At 42.1% G+C, this 20,823-nt stretch carries 21 protein-coding genes; 14 read left to right on the forward strand and 7 right to left on the reverse strand.

The window, feature by feature from the left end; genetic code table 11:
* Positions 1–509 precede the first annotated feature (509 nt).
* The 3 genes from HWQ41_RS06835 to HWQ41_RS06845 form a co-directional block, all read right to left on the reverse strand.
* Positions 510–2,762: a cytochrome c peroxidase gene (locus HWQ41_RS06835; RefSeq protein ID WP_292760906.1), complete on the reverse strand. Its 2,253-nt coding sequence runs from the start codon at positions 2,760–2,762 to the stop codon at positions 510–512.
* A 375-nt stretch (positions 2,763–3,137) separates the two neighbouring features.
* A complete protein-coding gene (gene dnaN, locus HWQ41_RS06840) occupies positions 3,138–4,301 on the reverse strand; it encodes a DNA polymerase III subunit beta (RefSeq protein ID WP_292760908.1) in 1,164 nt (387 codons plus the stop codon).
* A 396-nt stretch (positions 4,302–4,697) separates the two neighbouring features.
* The gene (locus tag HWQ41_RS06845; RefSeq protein ID WP_292760910.1) at positions 4,698–4,880 is read right to left on the reverse strand and encodes a hypothetical protein; all 183 of its coding nucleotides are present in this window, start codon (positions 4,878–4,880) and stop codon (positions 4,698–4,700) included.
* Between the two features lie 198 nt (positions 4,881–5,078).
* On the opposite strand from HWQ41_RS06845, the gene HWQ41_RS06850 reads away from it, so the two are divergent.
* On the forward strand, positions 5,079–5,852 hold the full coding sequence (locus HWQ41_RS06850; RefSeq protein WP_292760912.1) for an AIM24 family protein: 774 nt from the start codon (positions 5,079–5,081) through the stop codon (positions 5,850–5,852).
* A 22-nt stretch (positions 5,853–5,874) separates the two neighbouring features.
* Here HWQ41_RS06850 and HWQ41_RS06855 read toward each other — a convergent pair whose 3' ends face one another.
* Positions 5,875–7,485, reverse strand: a complete 1,611-nt coding sequence (locus HWQ41_RS06855; RefSeq protein WP_292760914.1) for a mechanosensitive ion channel domain-containing protein — start codon at positions 7,483–7,485, stop codon at positions 5,875–5,877.
* A gap of 673 nt (positions 7,486–8,158) precedes the next feature.
* On the opposite strand from HWQ41_RS06855, the gene HWQ41_RS06860 reads away from it, so the two are divergent.
* The gene (locus HWQ41_RS06860; RefSeq protein ID WP_292760915.1) at positions 8,159–8,833 is read left to right on the forward strand and encodes a hypothetical protein; all 675 of its coding nucleotides are present in this window, start codon (positions 8,159–8,161) and stop codon (positions 8,831–8,833) included.
* On the opposite strand, the gene HWQ41_RS06865 is transcribed toward HWQ41_RS06860, so the two are convergent.
* A complete protein-coding gene (locus HWQ41_RS06865; RefSeq protein ID WP_292760916.1) occupies positions 8,820–10,361 on the reverse strand; it encodes an NAD(P)/FAD-dependent oxidoreductase in 1,542 nt (513 codons plus the stop codon). The genes HWQ41_RS06860 and HWQ41_RS06865 overlap by 14 nt on opposite strands.
* A 421-nt stretch (positions 10,362–10,782) precedes the next feature.
* Between HWQ41_RS06865 and HWQ41_RS06870 the strand changes: the two genes are divergently transcribed.
* From HWQ41_RS06870 to HWQ41_RS06880, 3 genes are all read left to right on the forward strand, one after another.
* A complete protein-coding gene (locus HWQ41_RS06870) occupies positions 10,783–11,631 on the forward strand; it encodes a prohibitin family protein (RefSeq protein WP_292760917.1) in 849 nt (282 codons plus the stop codon).
* An 82-nt stretch (positions 11,632–11,713) separates the two neighbouring features.
* Complete coding sequence (locus HWQ41_RS06875) at positions 11,714–12,130, forward strand: DUF1824 family protein (RefSeq protein WP_292760918.1); 417 nt, start codon at positions 11,714–11,716, stop codon at positions 12,128–12,130.
* A gap of 72 nt (positions 12,131–12,202) precedes the next feature.
* Positions 12,203–14,131, forward strand: coding sequence for an ABC-F family ATP-binding cassette domain-containing protein (locus tag HWQ41_RS06880; RefSeq protein ID WP_292760920.1), 1,929 nt, complete (start codon positions 12,203–12,205; stop codon positions 14,129–14,131).
* A 90-nt stretch (positions 14,132–14,221) separates the two neighbouring features.
* Here the strand turns inward: HWQ41_RS06880 and HWQ41_RS06885 are convergent, their stop codons facing one another.
* Positions 14,222–14,449, reverse strand: a complete 228-nt coding sequence (locus tag HWQ41_RS06885; protein WP_292760921.1) for a hypothetical protein — start codon at positions 14,447–14,449, stop codon at positions 14,222–14,224.
* Between the two features lie 168 nt (positions 14,450–14,617).
* On the opposite strand from HWQ41_RS06885, the gene HWQ41_RS06890 reads away from it, so the two are divergent.
* The 5 genes from HWQ41_RS06890 to HWQ41_RS06910 all read left to right on the forward strand — a co-directional run bounded on the left by HWQ41_RS06890 (position 14,618) and on the right by HWQ41_RS06910 (position 17,150).
* Entirely contained in the window at positions 14,618–15,424 is an 807-nt protein-coding gene (locus HWQ41_RS06890) for an NB-ARC domain-containing protein (RefSeq protein ID WP_292760922.1), read from the forward strand.
* Complete coding sequence (locus HWQ41_RS06895) at positions 15,400–16,011, forward strand: hypothetical protein (protein WP_292760924.1); 612 nt, start codon at positions 15,400–15,402, stop codon at positions 16,009–16,011. Before HWQ41_RS06890 ends, HWQ41_RS06895 begins: the two co-directional genes overlap by 25 nt.
* 123 nt (positions 16,012–16,134) lie before the next feature.
* Positions 16,135–16,278 (forward strand): hypothetical protein, encoded by a 144-nt coding sequence (locus HWQ41_RS06900; RefSeq protein WP_292760926.1) that lies wholly within the window; start codon positions 16,135–16,137, stop codon positions 16,276–16,278.
* 139 nt (positions 16,279–16,417) lie between these two features.
* On the forward strand, positions 16,418–16,672 hold the full coding sequence (locus HWQ41_RS06905) for a UPF0175 family protein (RefSeq protein WP_292760927.1): 255 nt from the start codon (positions 16,418–16,420) through the stop codon (positions 16,670–16,672).
* On the forward strand, positions 16,665–17,150 hold the full coding sequence (locus HWQ41_RS06910; protein ID WP_292760929.1) for a DUF3368 domain-containing protein: 486 nt from the start codon (positions 16,665–16,667) through the stop codon (positions 17,148–17,150). The genes HWQ41_RS06905 and HWQ41_RS06910 overlap by 8 nt, the downstream gene beginning before the upstream one ends.
* Before the next feature lie 115 nt (positions 17,151–17,265).
* On the opposite strand, the gene HWQ41_RS06915 is transcribed toward HWQ41_RS06910, so the two are convergent.
* The gene (locus HWQ41_RS06915; RefSeq protein ID WP_292760931.1) at positions 17,266–17,511 is read right to left on the reverse strand and encodes a hypothetical protein; all 246 of its coding nucleotides are present in this window, start codon (positions 17,509–17,511) and stop codon (positions 17,266–17,268) included.
* Between HWQ41_RS06915 and HWQ41_RS06920 the strand changes: the two genes are divergently transcribed.
* From HWQ41_RS06920 to HWQ41_RS06935, 4 genes are all read left to right on the forward strand, one after another.
* The gene (locus HWQ41_RS06920; protein ID WP_292760933.1) at positions 17,501–17,635 is read left to right on the forward strand and encodes a hypothetical protein; all 135 of its coding nucleotides are present in this window, start codon (positions 17,501–17,503) and stop codon (positions 17,633–17,635) included. The genes HWQ41_RS06915 and HWQ41_RS06920 overlap by 11 nt on opposite strands.
* A gap of 509 nt (positions 17,636–18,144) precedes the next feature.
* On the forward strand, positions 18,145–18,891 hold the full coding sequence (locus tag HWQ41_RS06925; RefSeq protein ID WP_292760934.1) for an ATP-binding cassette domain-containing protein: 747 nt from the start codon (positions 18,145–18,147) through the stop codon (positions 18,889–18,891).
* Between the two features lie 8 nt (positions 18,892–18,899).
* Positions 18,900–19,532 (forward strand): ABC transporter permease, encoded by a 633-nt coding sequence (locus HWQ41_RS06930; RefSeq protein WP_292760935.1) that lies wholly within the window; start codon positions 18,900–18,902, stop codon positions 19,530–19,532.
* Positions 19,533–19,815: 283 nt separating this feature from the next.
* Positions 19,816–20,718, forward strand: a complete 903-nt coding sequence (locus HWQ41_RS06935) for a glycine betaine ABC transporter substrate-binding protein (RefSeq protein WP_292760937.1) — start codon at positions 19,816–19,818, stop codon at positions 20,716–20,718.
* The last annotated feature ends 105 nt before the right edge of the window (positions 20,719–20,823 follow it).

Consider the following 20,823-nt stretch of genomic DNA (forward strand, 5'->3'; position numbering starts at 1 on the left):
CTTACTAAACCCCAAGAACCCCACCCCGCCAAAGCTACGCTTTATCTCCCCTCCCCGCCGGCGGGGAGGGGCTGGGGGTGGGGTGCAATGACTATGGGAATCACAACTAATTACCCGGACATGATATTATGTCGATGTCTAAGTAACCCCCTAAACGAGCGATATCTAGCGACAAGCCGCTCCGCGTCTAGGCAACCAAGCGCCCAACTAACTGTTAATATCTTGGGTAGTTTGGGTGATTTAGCGCTCATTATATGAAGCTGAAGGGGATTGAGGACTTCAATAGCGTTGGCAGTTGCCTGGGTGCGGTGTAGATAAGTCAACTGCAATTATACTCAAGAAACCAATCAAGGTCTTCATGCCATCAGCAGTCAGTCTGTATCGCTGCACCTGGCAACCCGATTTCAAGATTTTGGATAATTTTCGGTGTTGGGGAGCTAGTGCTGGGTTTCCCCGACCAAAAAATCCCCAACACCAGAAATGTTATCAGGTTAGCGATTATACGCTATTTACCACTGTCTGGAAGTGGCGAGGAAATTTGGAGTGCCATTACCACCATGACTACCAACAGCAGGAATTTCCAGTAGACTATCTGTGGCTTTGCCAGTACCATCATTGATCACGTATGTAGAATCACCCGGATGTCCATTTGGAACAAACAGTTGTGGGTGATCAAATGGCGCTTTTTCATAGCGGACTCGCTCATCAGTGAGCGATTTCAGGAAGGCTACCAAGTCATTTTTTTCGGCTTCAGTTAGTCCCAACACGGCAAGGGCGCTTTGCTGGCGGAAGTCTCCGCCACGACTGTATAAGTCTACCACTTGCTGCAAAGTTAAAGAACCACCATTGTGGAAATAAGGGGCAGTCAGTTCGACATTGCGGAGTCCAGGAGTTTTGAAACTGCCATCCGCAAGTATTGTGTCCTTAGAGCTAACTGTGGTGTTGGATGGGGAACCGAGAAGTTGCTGGAAAGTTCCCAGTAGAGCCAGTTTCGTTTCCGAAAGCGGATTCCCAAATGGGTCATTACCTCCAACACTAACATCTTCCAATGTCGGTCTGATGCCGATATTGAAAAAGCCATTGTCAAAGACGAATCTGCTCAAATTAGGGATGTTAAGAATCCCAATCCTTTGTTTCTGCACAGAACTCACAGAAGCACTGCTAAGTTCTGCCCCATTATGACAAAAGTTGCATTGAGCTTTACCCTCGAACAGTTGTTTCCCCCGTTGTTGTTGCCCAGTTAGGGCAGTGGTGTTTCCTTCCAAGAAGCGATCAAGTGGGGTATCGTTAGCGATGAGCGTAGATTCGTACATTTGAATTGCCAGCCCAAAAAATAGCGAGAAGTTGTACTCTATTAACCTGTACTCATTGGTTTCCAAAGAGCGATCCGGTTTCTTAACAAAAGTTCTGACACCCTTAGCATCAACTTGAATCAGTTGATTAGACTTCCACCACTCCGGCTTGAAGGCATCTTTAATTAGGCGATCATAGCTTTTATTTCTCAGTCCGGGTTCAGGCCATCTGCTATCTGTACCTAAAACACTGTCTTGTGGATGTACAAGTTGTTTCCCTAGCGGCCTCAGAGGAAATAACTTTTTAGCAAGTTTTCTGGGGAGCTTTTTACCCTTGCCAACGCTGGCGGATTTGTAATCAATTGATCCGAACTTATCACCTATTTCTTCAAAGGTAAGACCATCAGAAGATTCCTCGAAGGAGCTAAGTGGTGGATCGACTGCTTGAGAAGCTAAAGACGAATTATTGAGGCTGACTTTGACAAATTTTAGCTGATTTGGAGTCTGTGCTTTCACGACAGAAGCATGAGAATCTCTCAAACCAAAGGAATTCACTCCATTAAAGATGTTTTGCGCTCTACCGTCCCAGAAGTTGCGGAAGTTAAATACTGCATTAATCGCAGTTGGCGCGTTACGTGGCTCGACGCGACGTACATTTACACCTCCCACGTTAAACACCGGATCTGGTTCAAGCGTTACTTGGTCTTCTGCATTACCAGGTATTACATCAACAAACTTGGTATTGATAACTCCTTGAGAGGAGGCGATATCATTCCGGTCAGACACAACTGTTGTCGGATCATTTGGATTTGACAACTTGTGAAAGGGAAAATCTTCTGGCTTGAGCTGGTAGTTCGGCCCACCCCCGACATTAAAAACCGTATCTGGGTTTTCTGTGCCATTGGCGTTGATTCGCAGCAGACCAGGAGATATCTGATTTTTTGATCTGCTGTCGGCTCCGGCATGGAAATGGCAAGTAGCACAGGAGGTTTTTCCATCGCTACCAACTTGCATATCCCAAAAAAGAGCCTTTCCTAACTTAATGGCGGCTACTTTGTCTTTTACAAAGTCTCCAAGATTATCAGGCTCTGGAACCGAAACAGTCTTGAGAGAAGCTAGAGGTGGCAACGCCGTAACTTGAGCAGATACAGTATTTCCAGCTATTACTGCTGCCACAACGATCGCAGCAATTGTTATAGTTTTTGACGGTCTTGATACTATCCCGTTAGGTTTTACATAACCAGATTCCTCCCTTTTAGGCTTAGGATCAACTGGAAATTTAGATGATGCTCCACGAGACTCTTGGTCATTAAAAGACCATAATTTGAGATTTTTTAGTAAACTCCGAATTCCCTGCTTGATCTGCACTACCATCGATTTGAGCAAAAATCGACCTTTGCTGGTTAGCAGCAAAAACATTGGAAAGGTAGCAAAAAGCAATCCCAAACTGACTATGCGTAAAATTACCATATTTTCATGTTAGAAAACACTTAAAATTTTACTACTTATCTAAAGCTTTTTACTTATTATCACCCGTATAAAATGTGACTATTTTTATTTTATTAAAAATAAATAAAGGGAGGAAAAGGTTAGGCTGTGAGTAAATTTTGTCAATACGTCTAAGTAGAGAAATAAATCTGCATAAGAATGATAATCGTAATAGTGGGGAGAGAGGCAAGCGTCGCTTGCCTTCAAATCTTAACCCAAGCGTATTATACATTTCCTAAAATGGCGTAGGCACAATTCATGAATTGTGCCTACCAAGGATTTTGAGTAACGCAGAATTAATTTTCACTCCTATGTCTATTGGGTAATAAAGCGTTTGTTGAGTTTATACTATTCTTTTTAACTTCTAAGTTGCACCGGCATAGCTAAATAGGTCATTTTCAAACCGCCCAGTGGCGTAAAAATTACTGGAGTTAGGCTTTGATTCAATTCCATTTGAATTTCGGAAGATGGTAATTCTTTCAAGCCTTCCATCAAATATTTAATGTTGAAAGCAATTTCAATATTTTCACCAGAAATCTGTGCCGGCATTGACTCTCTACCACTGCCTACATCTTGAGCTTCACAAGATAAGGTAATTTCTTGGGCTTCGCTGTCAATACTAACCTTGACAATATTATTTTTCTGATCGGCTAGCACAGCAATCCGTTCCAAAGTGCTGACAAATTGTCGCCGTTCAATTGTTACTTTTCGCTCAAATTGGCGCGGGATTAGTTGTCGATAAGCAGGATATTGCCCTTCTAATGTGCGACTAGTCAAGCGTTGATTTTGCCATGCAAATACAACTTGACCTTGATCGAAATATAAAGCTACAGGTTCATCTGATGAGGCGCTATGAGCTAGCATTCGTTGGAGTTCGCGTAATGCTCTAGCTGGTACTGTCACTTCTAGTTGACTAGTTCCGCCTAGAGGACGCTCGTTGCTAGTTTCTACCACTGCTAGGCGATGTCCGTCGGTAGCTGCAAATTCTAGGGTATCTTGTTTAACTGTTAAATGCACTCCGGTGAGTACTTGCTTGGTTTCATCAGCACTGGTAGCAAATAATGAACCGCGTAAGCCCTCAATTAATGCGGTGGTGGTGAGATAGATTACTTCCGTATTTTCAATTATAGGTAGTTCGGGAAATTCTTCAGGCCCCATTGCTCGTACTTGGTAATGTCCACTCTTGGGTGTGAGTGTGACTATTAAACCTTCCCCAGTAGATGTTGCACTTGTGAGGGCTGATTCATCGTCTAGAGTGATTTCGCCTTCTGGAAGACGAGAGGTAATATCTACAAGTAACTTAGCAGGAAGTGCGATCGCGCCTCCTTGCCAGACCTCAGCGTTAAAGCTGGTGCGGATTCCCAAGCTGAGATCAAAGGCTGTTAAGCTTACTTGGTTAGTTTCAGCATCCGCTTGTAGCAGCACATTGGCAAGTACTGGATGAGTTGGCCGTGAAGGTACTGCACGACTGACGAGTGAGAGGTTTGTACTGAGATCGCTTTGGGAGCAAACTAATTTCATAAGTCAGATTCAGCTGGTGAAAGATATCCTAACACCCTTATTGTTCATAGGCGAGTAGGGGGTGGGCGTGTTGTTTGTTTACTTATATCTTGCATCTGCCCAATCTCCCGCCAAGAAATAAATTTCTTGGCTAATAGCTTAAGTCCACTTAAGTGGACTGCAAACCAGCCACTAACCCTGTTTTGTCACTCTCGGAAAACAATAATGGAAGCGAGATTCTGAAACTTTGATTTAATCAAGCTTTGAGCTTTTATTTTCTAACAGTAACTAAAATTTCTGGCTTCAAAGTGGAAACTAAAGCCCCGAAAGGCTTTCAGCGATTTGGTTCTCCCAAACTGACAAAAGAGGGTTATTCAGAAGCGAAAATGATAATGCAGATATCTCCATAAATCTTTTTTACCTTCTTCGGTAATGACAAATCTCTGCGCCGATTGCAACCATTAATACCCACTCTGTAATATCATGTCCGGTTAAACACAAGTCAATTGCGATCGTTGGCGCAGCCTCTCGTAGAGAAGAGAAGCGTTCGCGGAGCGTCTCCAAGAGTTGCAATCCCAAACCGCAAGCGAATTGCTTCACTGTACTTCTCTACGAGACGCTACCGCGAACGTTCCGTAACCTACGGGAAGGCTTACGCCAACGCAATGACATATCACAACTAATTTACCGGACATGATATAACGAGTTCTGTAGCGCTTGCGGCAATCCTGTTAATGAGATCGTTATAGTTAGGCTAAGTGATTTTCCTTTAAACCATCTGTGAGATCATACTATACTATGACTGACTTCAGCGGTGAACCGATACCAGAATTGAGAAATCCCCAAGAAACCTTTCATTCCGGTGACTTAAATTTAAGAATAGAAGGAGAAGTAGTACCTGTAGTAGATGTCCATCTAGGACAACAGCAATCAATTTACTTTGAACATCATATTCTACTGTGGAAACACCCCAATGTTCGGCTCGGTGTCAAAGGTTTAAAAGGGGCAGCCAAGCGTTTCTTTGCCGGACTGCAAATTTTTATCAGTGAAGCACATGGGCCAGGGAATATTGCTTTCTCTCGTGAGGCCCCAGGACAGATTGTGGTGCTGCAATTAGAGCGGGGACAGACAGTGGATGTGCGCGAACATCAGTTTTTGCTAGCTACCAGCAATGTTGAATACAGTTTCTTTTTCCAGCGAGGACTGGCAAACCTCTTTTTCAGCCGCAGTGGCGGGTTATTCATTGATCGCTTCATTGGTCAGCGAGAAGGGGGACTACTTTTGATCCACGGTTACGGCAATGTTTTTGAAAAGTACCTTGCTCCTGGAGAGATGTTAGATGTAGAACCAGGCGCATGGTTGTGGAAAGACTCATCAGTGAAGATGGAGACAGTAACGGCGCTGCAATCTAGTGGTGGCATCTTCGGAGCAATTGGGGTAATGCTTGGCGGCATTTCATTCACTCTTAACCGCTTTACTGGCCCTGGTCGCTTAGGGTTGCAGTCTATGACCTATCACCCTCCTGTATCTGAGGGCGCAACTCAAGTCGGTGGCAGCGGTAATCTCGGTTAAAGGTGTCACACAATTTGGGATTTTAGATTTTAGATTTTAGATTATTGTTTGACAATCGTTCAAACATTTGTATGAAAGCTAACTGCATTTCTGGCGTAAATTCCAACGTGCCAGAACGCATATGTAAATCTAACTGAGCAAAAGGAATTTCAATTTGTCGTTGCTGTAATACTTCGTAAATAATGTAGTATAAATCACTTTTGAGCAAAAATTGTTTATTAGGTTCCGCAGTCCATACTAATAGCTCAAAATTTAAGGCGTTGTTACCAAACTCTTTAAACAGCACTAGAGGAGAAGGAGCCTGCAATACATTAGGATGTTTAGAAGCTGCCTCTAGCAGAGCAGCTTGCACCGCTTTGGGATCTGAACTATAAGCAACGCCAACGGGGAGATGAAGGCGAGAAATCGGGTTGCGATGGCTCCAGTTGATTACTTCTTTTTCCAAAAAGCGAGAGTTGGGTACAATGATTGAAACGTGGTCAAGAGTACGAATCTCGGTACTTCTTGCACCCATTCGCTCGACAATACCTGTATATTCCCCAACTTCCACAAAATCTCCAACCTGAATCGGACGCTCAAATACTAGTACTAAACCACTGCCAAAATTCTTAGCAATATCCTGTAAGCCAAAGCCAATTCCAACGCTTAAAGCACTTGCTAAGATTGTCAAAGAGCTAATGTCAAGCCCCCAGATTTGTAGCAGTACCAGTGTGCCAATAAAAATCAGACCATATTTGAAAAGTATTACAATCGCTTCTTGAGCGCCACGATTGATTCCAGGAAAATATAGAATGCGAGAACGTAAAAAATTGGTTACAGTTCCAGCAAAGATAACTAAGCCGAACAATAAACCAATCAAAATTATTAATTCAGTAATAGAGTAAGGATTCTTCCCTAATGTCAGAATAGGTGATGTGAAACTGGTAATCAGAATGTTTGAAATCTGGTAGCTCCATTGACGAGTGAAAGGAAAGAGATTAGTGATATAAAGAACAGTACTCACCCAAAGCCCGAACCGTATACTCGCCAACACTAATTTGAGAAATAATTCTAATACTTTAAGTGGTTCTGAATTAGGAATGGCGTTGGTAGGAGTAGTTAAGCGTTGTGATGCAGCTCGGAAAAAGTGATGCTTAATCCATCCCAATAGCCAACTGAATCCAGCAGTTATAAATAAAATTGCTGCTGCTACAAAAGTTGTTTGTTGGAGATAGGTTCTAGTTCTCTCTAAATGAGCTTGCTGTAACGCTTCTTCAATTTGCTGCACCCAAATGGTTGCCTGCTCATCAAGTGTGCTACCTGGAACAGTATCTTGTTCTGTAACTGTTAACAGATAGCGGTCATTTAGCAAAATAGTAGGTAGCTGGTTGCGTTTTTCAATTTTAACTTGAATAGATTTATCAGCTAAAATCACATTTTTTAGCTGTGAGTTGATTAAACTTGCCCGTTCTTGAGCGCTATACTGACCAGAATCGCTGATCTGAAAAAGCTGTTGCCCATCCAAAATAACCGGAGCTTTAGTTAATGCTTGAGCAACTACAGGAGTTAACCAGAGAAACAAAACAAAGGTTAGTACTGCAATGAGAATATTGAAATATTTTGATGGCAGTCGCAAACGGTGAGAATAAAACATGAAGATTCTAACCAGATAATATTAATCAAGCTAATTAATGTTAACTAGATTTTGTCACAATCAAAGTATTTCTATAAAAAAATAAATAGATATAATTTAATTTTTGAGTTACATAATTAACTTTTCTCTTAACCTTTAGTAAATAATGCAATACTTCTCGGATAATTTAGTTAGGAAAAAACTCACATAAAAAAAGCTGAAAGATTTATATAGCGAATAGTTGAAGGCAGAAAAAAATCTGCACACATTGTCAAAGGGCTTTTACGTTGATCCTAACGGCATTTAGTCCGCACCAGAAGGATTTGCAGAAACTCCAAAAGTTGCATTAGTTTGCTAAAGATAGTCAGACGTGGTAGCAAGTAAATTTATCATGAAGGCTAAATAATTGGCATTGGACATAATTAAACGTAACTATATTTTTCTCATCTTCTATCCCTAATGCCTTATACTTCATACCTGACGCTTCATCTTAAGCAATGATATTTATTTTTGCCCACCTACTTAACTTTGTATTTGTAACTGTATGAGTTAAATTTTGATATTAACTTTATAGTTGCTTACTATAGTATTTTTTTATCTTTTAAGGCTTGTTTTTTAGCGGGAATGCCTAAGTTTTTGGATTAATAAAGATCGCTTTTTTAGATAAAATAAACTACGAAGATAAGGAGAAGCTATGCGTTTTTATCAGTTTGCAGGGATTCTTGGTTGTACGACAGCAGCTTTTATATCAATTGCACCCATACAGGTAGAAGCTGCAACTTTTAAAGTGATATCTGGAGTCACCAGCATTGATCGTGACCACGAGGATATTCTTAGAAGTATCGGGTTAAACTTGACAGGTACTAATAATACAGTTGCACCAATTCCCAGCAATTATTTAGTTGGCTTCAACATCGACTCAGCCACCAACTTTACATTCAGTGACGAGGGCGGTTTTACTCCGCTCTCAGGTACAATCGAGCATACTGGTACTGTTACCTTCAATAATCAAATTACTGTTGGTGAGTTTTCAATAGGTTTTGCTCCAGAACGTACTGTCACAGGTGCTAGCGGACTTGTTTTAAGAGACACATTTTCTTTAAATACAATTTTGTTTGATTTAAGCGCTCCGGGGCCTGTGGCATTTGATGGCCAAAATTTAACCATCCCTGATGTTAAATTGTTGATTTCTCCTGAGTTTGCTAGTATTTTGAAAAAGCCTGACTTGGCTGGTTTGTTTGCTGGAACTGCACGAATTGATGCTCAAGTTGCTGCCGTACCTGAACCTGACAGTGTACTAGCAACTTTGGTAGCAGGTGCGGCTCTCTTGGCAACTAGATTTTATACTCAAAAAATTAAATGCACCTGATATCCTGAAGCATAGCTAAATGCTTATTAACAGGTGCAAGTGTATTCGCGGCAATCATCCCACTGGCGGCGACTGCTGGTAAACCAATACCGGGAAATGTCGAGTCTCCACAGCACATCAGTCCTGGTAGAGGTGTGCTGGGGCCAGGGAACATACTAGATCCAGCCGGAATTGCTGGGCCGTAGGAACCTTGGTGACGGCGGAGAAAACGCTCGTGGGTTAGAGGTGTACCAACAAGTGTGACTTCGCAACGAGAGCGAATATCTGGAATGATTCGCTGTAGCGCTTGCCACATTACTTCTGCACGCGATCGCTTTTGTTCGGCATATTCTTGGTTCCTTCGATCCATTCCCTGCCATAGAGCATACGGCTCATTACCAGGAGTATACACATGAATTACATGCTTACCTGCTGGTGCTAGGGATGGATCGAGAATTGAAGGAATTGATATTACTACAACATTCTGAGGTGCTGTGATGCCCAATTCCCAGTTATTGACCACGATGTAATGACACCGCAAATTTGACTGTAATCCTTGAGCATCAATGCCTAGATGTAGATGCATAAAGCTATCACACTCAGGCGTTGCTTGTCGTTTGGTGCGGTACTGTTTAGGTACTGCCTTTTCTGGTAGTAGCTTCAGTGTGTCCCAAACCGAGGCATTAGAAATCACTGCCCGACGCGCCCGAATTTCTTGGCGATCGCGCAGACGCACACCCACCGCGCGATTACCATCTACAAGCACTTGCTCCACATGAGCGCCCAGTATCAGCTTCCCACCGTGACGTTCCAATCCTTGTACAAGGGTGTCAACTAAAGCACCACTACCACCAATCGGATATTCAAGTACTGCATCTGGTCGATACCAGTCGGCAAACATAAATGCTACCTCTGCGGCGCTAGTACCATCTGCTGGTAGCCCAGAAAGCAGAAAACACAGTAAATTGAGCCAATTTCGGGTAAACGGATCTTTGACAACGCCATCCATAATCCGGCTGAAAGGGCCTGTCAGCTTGATGATATTCGCAACATGTTTTGTCAGAGATGGGACAAAGGGACCCACAGTTCTAGCTGCACCAAAATCAAAGCGTAATGCGGCTGGTGGTATAGAAGTTGCTGCACTAGCGAATGGTTGCATAACGCGCTGGAGTTCCTGCCATTCGGCTACAGCATCATCACCACGGAATTTCATCAGCACTTCACAAAATTGCTCGGCACCAACCGACGTATCAAAATCACCTTCTGGCAGACAACAACCCCAAGTATCGTAGGTTACGCATGGTAACTCAGAGCCAATGGCATCTAGCACTTGTCGCAGGGGGTTCGCAGAGGGGCTGTAAGACAATCCAGAATAAAGGGACGGCCCTGAGTCAAATTTGAAACCATTGCGCTCAAAAGTATGGGCAGCACCTCCAGCAATGGAGTGGCTTTCGCAGACTATCACATCAAAGCCATATCGTGCCAAAAGAGCAGCACAACTCAAACCGCCAATACCGCTACCAATGACAACTATATCTGTAATTTGCATATCCCTTATGTTTGCAACGATGGTTTTCAAAGTTTGCTAACTGATCCGGGGTTAGCGCGTCTCAAACCCTATTGATAGGGAGATTCTAGTTTTGTGCAACTGAATATTATCACGGAACAAAGTCCTGAGTCCTGTTAGCGGATAGCTAGGGTTTAGCCCATCCTGAGTCTGAAGATTAAAGACTTGATTTAGACAAACTGGTGAGAAACTTAAACTAGTAACTGAGTATACTCAAGTCAAAGCAAAACTTTTGACTATTTACTACTCTCAGATTTATCCGTACTATTTTATTCAGGACTGGGGACTAGGGAATGGGGAAGCGAGATAAGAAGGAAAATAATCACTCTTAACTCCTAACTCAGCACGGGCTAAACTCTAGCTATCCGCTAATAGGACTCATCACCCACATGGAGAGAGGAATTTGAAAAATCAGCAATTGGGAAATTGGCAAACCACAGTTTTCGGAATTGTGTTAGCAATACTAGTGATTATCGGACTAAATTCCTTTATCATTATCACCCCTGGACAAGCAGGAGTGATCAGCATCTTGGGTAAAGCTAGAGATGGCGCTTTATTGGAAGGAATTCACGTCAAACCGCCTTTTATCACCGTGATAGATGTGTATGATTTGACGGTGCAAAAGTTTGAAGTGCCAGCGGAGAGTTCTACTAAGGATTTGCAAAATTTATCTGCGAGATTTGCGATTAACTTTCGCCTCGACCCCATAAAGGTAGTTGAGGTGAGAAGGAAACAAGGAACCTTAGAAAATATTGTATCAAAAATCATTGCACCTCAGACACAAGAAGCATTTAAAATTGCCGCCGCCAGAAGAACAGTAGAAGAAGCAATTACCAAAAGAAGTGAATTGAAAGAAGACTTTGATAATGCGTTAGGCGATCGCTTAGACAAATATGGGATAATTGTGTTAGATACTAGCGTAGTTGACTTAGCGTTCTCACCAGAATTTGCCAAAGCAGTGGAAGAAAAACAAATTGCTGAACAGCGGGCGCAAAGAGCCGTTTATGTAGCACGGGAAGCTGAACAAGAAGCACAAGCAGATGTGAATCGCGCCAAAGGGAAGGCAGAATCTCAAAGACTCTTAGCAGAGACACTCAAAGCCCAAGGAGGACAGTTGGTTCTACAAAAAGAAGCAATTGAAGCTTGGAAGAGTGGCGGCGCTCAGATGCCAAAAGTCCTGGTTATGGGTGGTGACTCAAAAAGCGGTGTTCCCTTCATATTCAACCTTGGGAATGTCCAAAATCAACCTTGATTCTAGTCAAGAGTACTTAGTAAGTTGGGCTAGTCCCAACTCAAACACAACAGCAAAATCAACAAGATAATAATCGAACTTTATGTCAACCCCCAATCCTCAAAATCTCACCGCCGAAGAAGCGAAAAAATTACTGAATAAATTCAACTGCCTAGACATCGCCCCTGTCCTCAAGCCATCAGAAAAAGTAGTAATTCGTAGTGCCTTAATTTTACTTACCAACCTTGCTGATTATCAAATTTTAGGGATTTGTGCTGATACAGCAGAAGAAGGAATACTGGCAATGAAGACCTATTCTCTGGCTTTGGGTTATGAACCACCAAACAATTTACTTACACCGGAAGGCCCAGTTTATATCAAATTAAATGGTAAAAATGGCTTGTGTTATCTCGATTCCTATGCTGGACATCATCGTGGTGTATTAGTATCTTGCCAGTCTGACGACGAAGAGGGAATCAACGAGATGTATGGACATTTACCCTTGGATTTATTTGTATAGAATTCGGCGAATGTAGGTAGGGTCTCTGCCTTGCCTACTCAGTAATTAAAAATAACTAATGACTGAAATATTATGAGTATTATTACGCTACAATCAGTAAAAAAAGACTTTGGCATCAAGGAAATTTTAAAAGATGCTAGCTTTAGCCTCGATGCTACCGATAAAGTTGGTTTAATTGGTACTAATGGTTCTGGGAAATCAACCATATTAAAAATGATCGCTGGTCTAGAATCGATTGATAGCGGTCAAATTTTAATCAACTCCGGTTCTAAAATTATCTACTTATCCCAGCAGCCAGATTTAGATGAAAACCACACAGTTTTAGAGCAAGTTTTCGCTGACAGTGGCGAACACATGGCTTTGGTGCGTGAGTATGAAGAACTGTCCGATAAATTGGTTCACTATCCAGATGATAGCCAAGTAATGTCTCGCCTTTCTGTGGTGATGCAACGGATGGATACGAGCGGTGCTTGGGAACTAGAAACTAATGCTAAAATCATCCTCACAAAATTAGGAATTTCTGACTTTGATGCCAAGATAAGCACTTTATCTGGAGGCTATCGCAAGCGCATTGCTTTAGCATCAGCATTGCTATCAGAACCCGATGTTTTGCTCATGGATGAGCCGACAAACCATCTTGATGCTCTTTCTGTAGAATGGTTACAAAGTTATTTAAATCGCTATCGGGGCGCACTTTTTCTCATTACCCACGATCGCTACTTTTTAGATCGCGTTACCAATCGGATCATTGAAATTGACCGAGGCGACATTTACACCTATACAGGTAACTATTCATATTACCTGGAAAAGAAAGCTTTAGCTGAAGAATCTGCCGTAAGTAGTCAACGTAAACACCAAGGTGTGTTGCGGCGCGAGTTAGAATGGCTCAAAAAAGGGCCGAAAGCCAGAAGTACTAAGCAAAAAGCTAGAATTGACCGCGCTCACACTCTGCGGGATACTGAGTTTAAACAAGTTCAGGGTAAAGTTGATATTTCGACAGTTGGTCGTCGCATTGGCAAAAAAGTTATTGAATTAAATCAAATTTCTAAAGCCTATGATGGACGTACTCTGATTAATAATTTTACTTACGAGTTTAGCCCAGAAGACCGCATTGGCATCATCGGCGCTAATGGTGCTGGTAAATCTACTTTAATGGATATGATTACTGGGCGGGTTAAACCAGATTCTGGCATTGCAGAAATTGGTACTACAATTCACATCGGTTATTTTGACCAGCATTCTGAAGAATTGCTCACAGCATTGAACGAAAATCAGCGCGTGATTGACTACATCAAAGAAGAAGGAGAATTTGTCAAAATTATCGATGGTACTCAAATTACTGCTTCTCAAATGTTAGAGCGGTTTCTGTTTCCTGGTAATCAACAGTATGCCCCAATTAGTAAACTTTCTGGTGGTGAAAAACGCCGTTTATTTCTGTTGCGGGTGCTGATGAGTGCGCCCAATGTCTTGATTTTAGATGAACCGACAAATGATTTAGATGTTCAGACGTTGGCAATATTAGAGGATTATTTAGAAGATTTTGCCGGATGTGTAATTGTAGTTTCTCACGATCGCTACTTTCTCGATCGCACCATCGATACAGTATTTTCCTTTGAAGAAGGCGGTAATCTCCGGCAATATCCAGGTAATTACTCAGTTTATCTCGACTTTAAGAAGGCTGAAGAAGCACAGCAACAAGCTGCTAATGCTAAGGAGAAGCCCAAAAATGTCGAAGTCCAAAATGTTACGTCTTCGCCCAAAAATGTAGAGAATACAAAGCGGCGGCGGTTATCCAACTGGGAAAAAAAAGAATTTGAGCAGTTGGAAGGTAAAATTGCCCAGTTAGAAGCTGAGAAAGCAGAAACCGAGAAAACACTAGCGAATGTTTCTGCGGGGAATTATAGCCAAGTCCAAAAACTCTATAATCATGTGGAAAAGCTCAAGGAAGCGATCGATGTGGCGACTGAACGCTGGTTAGAATTAGCCGAGATGGAGTCTTAATTAGTAGGGTGCGTTGTTGGAAAGCGCAACGCACCATTTGAATATCTATTGCGGTGCGTTACGGCGTTCCACCTAATACACCCTACCACTTTATCTTTTACTTTTGAGCTTTGGAGAATCGTTTTTCTCCTTTTTATCCTGCAAGCTACGAATTTTAACCAGTACTGGAATATATTGTTGAATCATCCACGTTAACGCCTCAAGGGTTGAGTTACCTTGGTCAATCCGGCTTTTAGCTTGTAAACCAATTAAGAATAGTTGCATTGCCAGTAATAAAGCAATAGTTTTACCAAGAATATTTTGACGCTTGCCTTGCATTTGTTTGTACCCCAAAGAGTTGATAGATACAGCTTCTCTTTGGGGTTGTCTCCCTAAGCAAATACCCTAATCTTGCTGAAAATGCCTTAGAATCTGGATTACATAAGTTTGGGGTGGTAGTTCCGATTTGGGGTAGCCCTAAATTTCTTACTCAATTTTTTAAATGCAATGCCGCGACAAACTTATGGCCCTGAACCTAAAAAGCGAGTCAAGCGTCTGCTTGAGGCGTTGCTTTGTTTTGCTGATGGGGAATTTGAGGACGGTAACTTTAAAATTGAGTACGACTGGAAAGAAGAAGACAGCGCTAAGGCCAAGCTGATTGTGCAGACTACGTTAGTCACGTTAGAGTTGTTGACACAAAAAGACAAATATTCTGGCAAGCTAACTAAAACGCAAATTCGAGAAGCGCTGAATTTGCTGAAGGATTTCTTGAAGATTCTGGAAGATAACCGTATCCAAACTCAAGGTTCTGAGGACTGGCACTTTACACTCAAGCTATGGTCAAAGGATAGAGAAAAGAACCTGAAACGGTTTGATGAGGCATGGGAAAAGAATAGACCAAAGAAATCAAAAGAATTAGCAGATAATCTTACCAAAGATGAAGGTGTTACAGTTACAGCCCAAATTAAACTTGCACTGTTGCAAGCACCACCCTTACCCCAACACTTTGTAGAACGCCCAGAATACAGCAACGATTTAAAAACTCGCCTCCTCACAGAGTCATCAAGTAATCGCACTTTGGTAATTACTGCGATTCACGGCTTGGGTTCTGTGGGCAAATCAACTTTAGCGATGGCTTTAGCCCATGATGCCTCGGTACAATCTCGTTTTTGTGATGGCATTCTTTGGGCAACTTTAGGTCAAGACCCCAATGTGCTTTCTTTAATTAGTGGCTGGGTGCAAGCACTAGGAGACTATAGCTTTAAACCTACGAGTGTAGAAGCAACTTCTTGCCATCTTCGGACTCTGCTTTGAGTGCCTTAGCTGACAAAGACTCATCAGTATTGCCAGAAGCGCTAGCTGTTGCAAAGACTATTCAAGATGAGCGGTATCGTGCTTCTGCTTTGAATACCTTAGCTGACAAACTACCACTTGAGTTGTTGCCAGAAGCGCTAGCTGTTGCAAGGACTATTCAAGATGAGCAGTATCGTGCCTCTGCTTTGTGTGCCTTAGCTGACAAACTGCCACAAATTTTGTCAGAAGCGCTAGTTGCTGCTAGGGCAATTCACAATCAAGAGTATCGCACCAATGCTTTGAGCGCCTTAGCTGACAAACTGCCACCAGAGTTATTGCCAGAAGCGCTAGTTGCTGCCGGGACGATTCACTATCAGAGATATCGCAGCATTGCCTTGAGTGCCTTAGCTTCCGGTCTATCACAAATGCCAAATGTTGAACTTTTTCCCCTTTGGCAAGATACACTTCATGAGCTATCTCTTCGGACTCGCCCTAACTTGCTAGGTGATATAGAGGCATTAATTTTGGTTATCTTTGCATTAAGTGGTGAAGCAGCAACGGTAGAAATTGCCCGTGCTATTGTGGATGTGGCACGATGGTGGAAGTAATTCGTAATTCGTAATTTAAGAGAGTTAGATTTAATTTGAGTTTACAGACTTGCATCTGTAGCCTGATTTTTGTTAATTGGTATAAGGGGATGCAGGGATGGAAGATTTATAGTTTTAAACAAAGTGCGATCCTATACTTTTGCAGCGACTCAACCCAGTTCTCTAACAACAGCACAGGAATACGAAGTATCACATTTACAAACTCTCTCTGGTCTCGATGAGTGGCCGATCGCAATTAGTCATAAAATCACCACAGAAATTGTCTAAACTGTCGATGAGCGATCGCCAGGGGTTATCCTTGGCAATGAGCTTTTTAACTTTTCTCTGTCAGCCTTTGTTAGTAATGGTAGTATTTGATTGTTCTTCTTGACCACGCTATTAGCTCTCTATAAATAATACTGAATTTATGACCATCCAAATTAACATCGAACTTCCAAATGATGTTTTTTCAGCACTCCGCAGTAACCCAGAAACGTTTGTTCAAGAGATGCGTTTAGCGGCTGCTGTCAAATGGTATGAAGTTGGTATGCTTTCCCAATCTAAGGCTGCTGAAATTGCCGGAGTTAGCCGTCACCAATTTCTAGAAGCACTCGATCGCTATAATGTTTCACCTTTTCAAGTAACTCCTGAAGAATTAGCCCAGGAGTTAGCGCGTGACTAGACAATGGGTTGTAAATGCTTCTCCATTGATTGTGCTGACTAAGATTAACCAAGTTCATTTGCTCTCAGAACTTTGTAGTAAGGTTGTCATTCCTAGCGGTGTTGTTCAAGAAATCTGCATTGCACCGGATAATGACCCTGCAAAACTCTGGATTTTGAATGAAGGAACTAGCTATATTCAAGATGTGGAACAAGTTGATCTAGTGATTGCTGCATGGGGTCTTGGTTTAGGAGAGAGTCACGTTCTCACCTGGATATATAACAATCCTGGCTATGAAGCAATTTTAGACGATCGCGCCGCAAAAACCGCAGCACTTGCTTTAGAGATTCCGGTGCGGGGAACTCTCGGTGTTATTCTGCTTGCAAAACGGGAAGGTAAGGTAGAAGCCGCTAAACCGATTTTTGAACAACTGATTCAGGTTGGTTTTAGAGTCAGTACACAAGTTTTGGAGTCAGCACTTAGACTTGTTGGTGAGTAGTGTATTAGATGTGTAGATTGATCTTATAGGCAAAAAGCGATCGCACTTCCACAAGAGACAACGCTAGTAGCTCTCCATAAATAATTACTGAATTTATAATCATACAAATAACTCATTATCTCTGCTCTAAGCAGTTAGCAAGATATTCATCTATAGTCACAGACTCACCACCGCTATACTCAGCGCGAACGGCTTGAATTTCTGCCTGTGTTTCTGCATCGTCTTCATACAAAGCTTCTTCGGCTTCAAAAATTTGTTGCTCAATTAGCTCTTGAAGTTGACGTTTTTCTGTTAAATCAAGGGAAGATATCGCTTCTGCTAAAGTTTCTAAGGAGAGTTGTAGTTTAACAATGGCTGGCATTTTTCTCCTATTGGGTGTGTTTTTTTCGCACTTTGACACCGTTATGCTGATTTTAACAGTTATATTTTTGTCAAGCGCTCATCTTTCTGGGGTGCGATCGCAGCAATTGGATTTGCTTAACTGACGATTAGTGCGATCTGCGATGCCTACGGCGGGCTACGCCTACGCCTGAGTTGGTCTTGCCTACGTAGCCAGTGTTATTGTCAGAAATATTATGGTCACGCATCTGGTAAAAAATGCGATCGCCTTTAGCTCGACTTTATCCATTTTCTCTGAACGCGATGTCTACGGCAAACCGCTAAGAGGTTGTTTGAAAAGTAGTTAGCTGTGATTTTAGGCACTTGTTGATCCCCCCTAACCCCCCTTAAAAAGGGGGGAACTGGAATTAAAGTCTCCCATTTTAAGGGGGATTTAGGGGGATCTAGAACGTTTTATTACCGAGTACAGGACTTTTCAAACATCCTCTTAGACCTATTGCTTTTTACTGTCCGCACTTTCTGATCTCCCCCTACTGTAAAGCTTTAGGATAATTATTGCTAGCACTTACAAAAGCTGAATAGGGCAAATCGGGCGTTAACACGCTAGCAAAATCAGCACATAATACATATAGCTAGCGTCCACCAAAAGCCACTCATGCCGCAAAATAACCAAACCGCCGTCGAATTCCGTGATGTCACCTTTAGCCGCAATCATCGCCCTTTGGTGTCAAATCTCAATTTCACCATTCATCAAGGAGAAGCACTCGTATTACTTGGGCGCAGTGGTAGTGGCAAAACTACAACAATGAAGTTAATTAATCGCCTATTCACACCCACACAAGGCGAAGTTTTATTTGATGGTATTCCGACTACTCAATGGGATGAAATTAAACTGCGGCGCAAGATTGGTTACGTAATTCAAGAAATTGGTTTATTTCCCCATTTCACTGTAGAACGCAATGTGGGTTTAGTCCCTTCTTTGGAAGGTTGGCAACCTAAACAAATTAAAATGCGGGTTTATGAATTGTTGCAATTGGTGGGCTTAGAAGCGGCACAATTCGCCCAGCGTTACCCGCACGAACTTTCGGGAGGACAAAGGCAAAGAGTCGGTGTAGCTAGGGCTTTAGCAGCAGATCCGCCAGTGTTGTTGATGGATGAACCTTTTGGCGCACTCGATCCGATTACGCGCCTAGAACTTCAACAAGAGTTTCGGCATTTGCAACAGGAATTAGGCAAGACAGTTGTTTTTGTCACTCATGATATTCAAGAAGCCTTTATTTTGGCATCGAGAATTGGTTTAATGTATGACGGAGAATTGGTAGTATTGGGGACGACAGATGAATTTATGCGATCGCAACACCCAGAAAGCCTTGCCTTTCTCCAATGTCTGCGTTCCTTGTAAAACACTTTATGAAAAATTTCTTCCTCGTTAAGTATGCCCCAGAAATTCTTCAGCATACTCTAGAACATCTATTTTTGGTAGGGATTGCGATCGCAATTGCCATACTTGTAGGCATTCCATTAGGTATTTTAATTACACGTAAAACTTATCTGCGCCAACCAATTCTCGGCATAGCGAATATTCTCCAAACTATTCCTAGTTTGGCGCTGTTTGGCTTACTCATTCCGGTTCCCATAATTGGCGGAATTGGTGCAGTACCAGCAATTGTTGCCTTGATTGTATATTCTCTGCTGCCGATAATTCGTAACACTTACACAGGTATTACTGGCGTAGATCCAGCGATTCGGGAAGCTGGGAGAGGGATGGGGATGACAGATAGACAATTGTTATTGCAAGTTGAAATTCCCTTGGCAATGGGAGTAATTTTAGCAGGAGTGCGAGTAGCAACGGTAATTGCCATTGGGATTGCAACCATTGCAGCAGCGATTGGTGCTGGTGGTTTGGGAGTTTTTATTTTTCGCGGCATATCAGTAGTGAATGATCAGTTAATTTTAGCTGGTGCAGTTCCGGCGGCGGTAATTGCATTACTGGCGGACTTTGCAATTGGCTGGTTGGAGAATAATTTAAAAATTAAAAATTAAACAAGTTAGAGGTCATTCATGTTTCGATATTATTTGTAACAAAAAACGTGACATGAGCGCCTAACGCACTATCTTACATAAGTAAGTAGGTGAGAATGAATCAAAGTAGATTAAGTAATGTAAAAAATCTTGAGATGAGTTCGTAGTGAGCGCCTCCACCCCTCAAATTAGGACTAAAGTCCTTACTACAAACCTTGAATTATTCACGCCGCTCTACTTAGCGGTGCGTTAGGCTAAAGCCATAACACACCCTACTTAAGATTTAATTTATAAATAGTCTCTAATGAAAAGATTTTTAACACTTTGCTTTTTAACTTTTGCTTTGTTACTGGTAACCACTAGCTGCACACCGAATTTAAATAGTAGCAGCAATGGCAATATTATTGTTGCTTCCAAAGATTTTACCGAACAAGATATTTTAGGTGAACTGTTAGCACAACAAATTGAGGCGACAACTAATTTAAAAGTGGCTCGTCGTCCCCGTCTGGGTGGTTCTTTTGTTTGTCATAGTGCTATTACTGCTGGCAAGATTGATGCCTATATTGAGTATACAGGCACAGCTTTTACTGGAATTTTAAAGCAAAAAGCAGTTAATGACCCCAAAGAAGTTTATGAGAAGTTAAAACAAGCATACGCCCAGCAATTCAATCTGGAAGTAATGCCAAGCTTGGGTTTTGAAAACACTTTTGCGATGATTGTCCGGGGTGAAGATGCCAAGCGGAACAATATTCAAACTCTCTCCCAAGCTACTCAATATACACCACAGTGGCGCGGCGGTTTCGGTTACGAATTTTTAGAACGGGATGATGGTTTTGCCGGATTAGCTAAAACTTATGATTTACGTTTTGCTAAACCACCCCAAATTATGGACTTGGGTTTAATATATCGTGCTTTGATTCAAAAACAAGTGGATATGGTGGCGGGAAATTCCACTGACGGACAGATTTCTCGCTTGGGTTTAGTTGTACTAAAGGATGATAAACACTATTTTCCACCTTACGAAGCTACGCCAATTGTCCGACAAGAAATATTAAAAAAATATCCCGAATTAAGAAAAGCGATCGCTCAACTTGCTGGCAAGATTTCAGCAGATGAAATGCGAAAACTAAACTATTTAGTTGAGGGTGAATTACGTGATATTAAAGATGTTGTCCAGGAGTTTCGCAAATCAAAAGGATTAGGTTAATGTCATATCATGTCCGGTTGATTACTTATTAAACCCGAAGAACCCCACCCCGCCAAAGCTGCGCTTTGTCTCCCCTCCCCGCCTGCGGGGAGGGGATTAAGGGGT

The organism is Nostoc sp. NOS(2021) (genome assembly GCF_017115025.1).
Taxonomy (GTDB): domain Bacteria; phylum Cyanobacteriota; class Cyanobacteriia; order Cyanobacteriales; family Nostocaceae; genus Nostoc.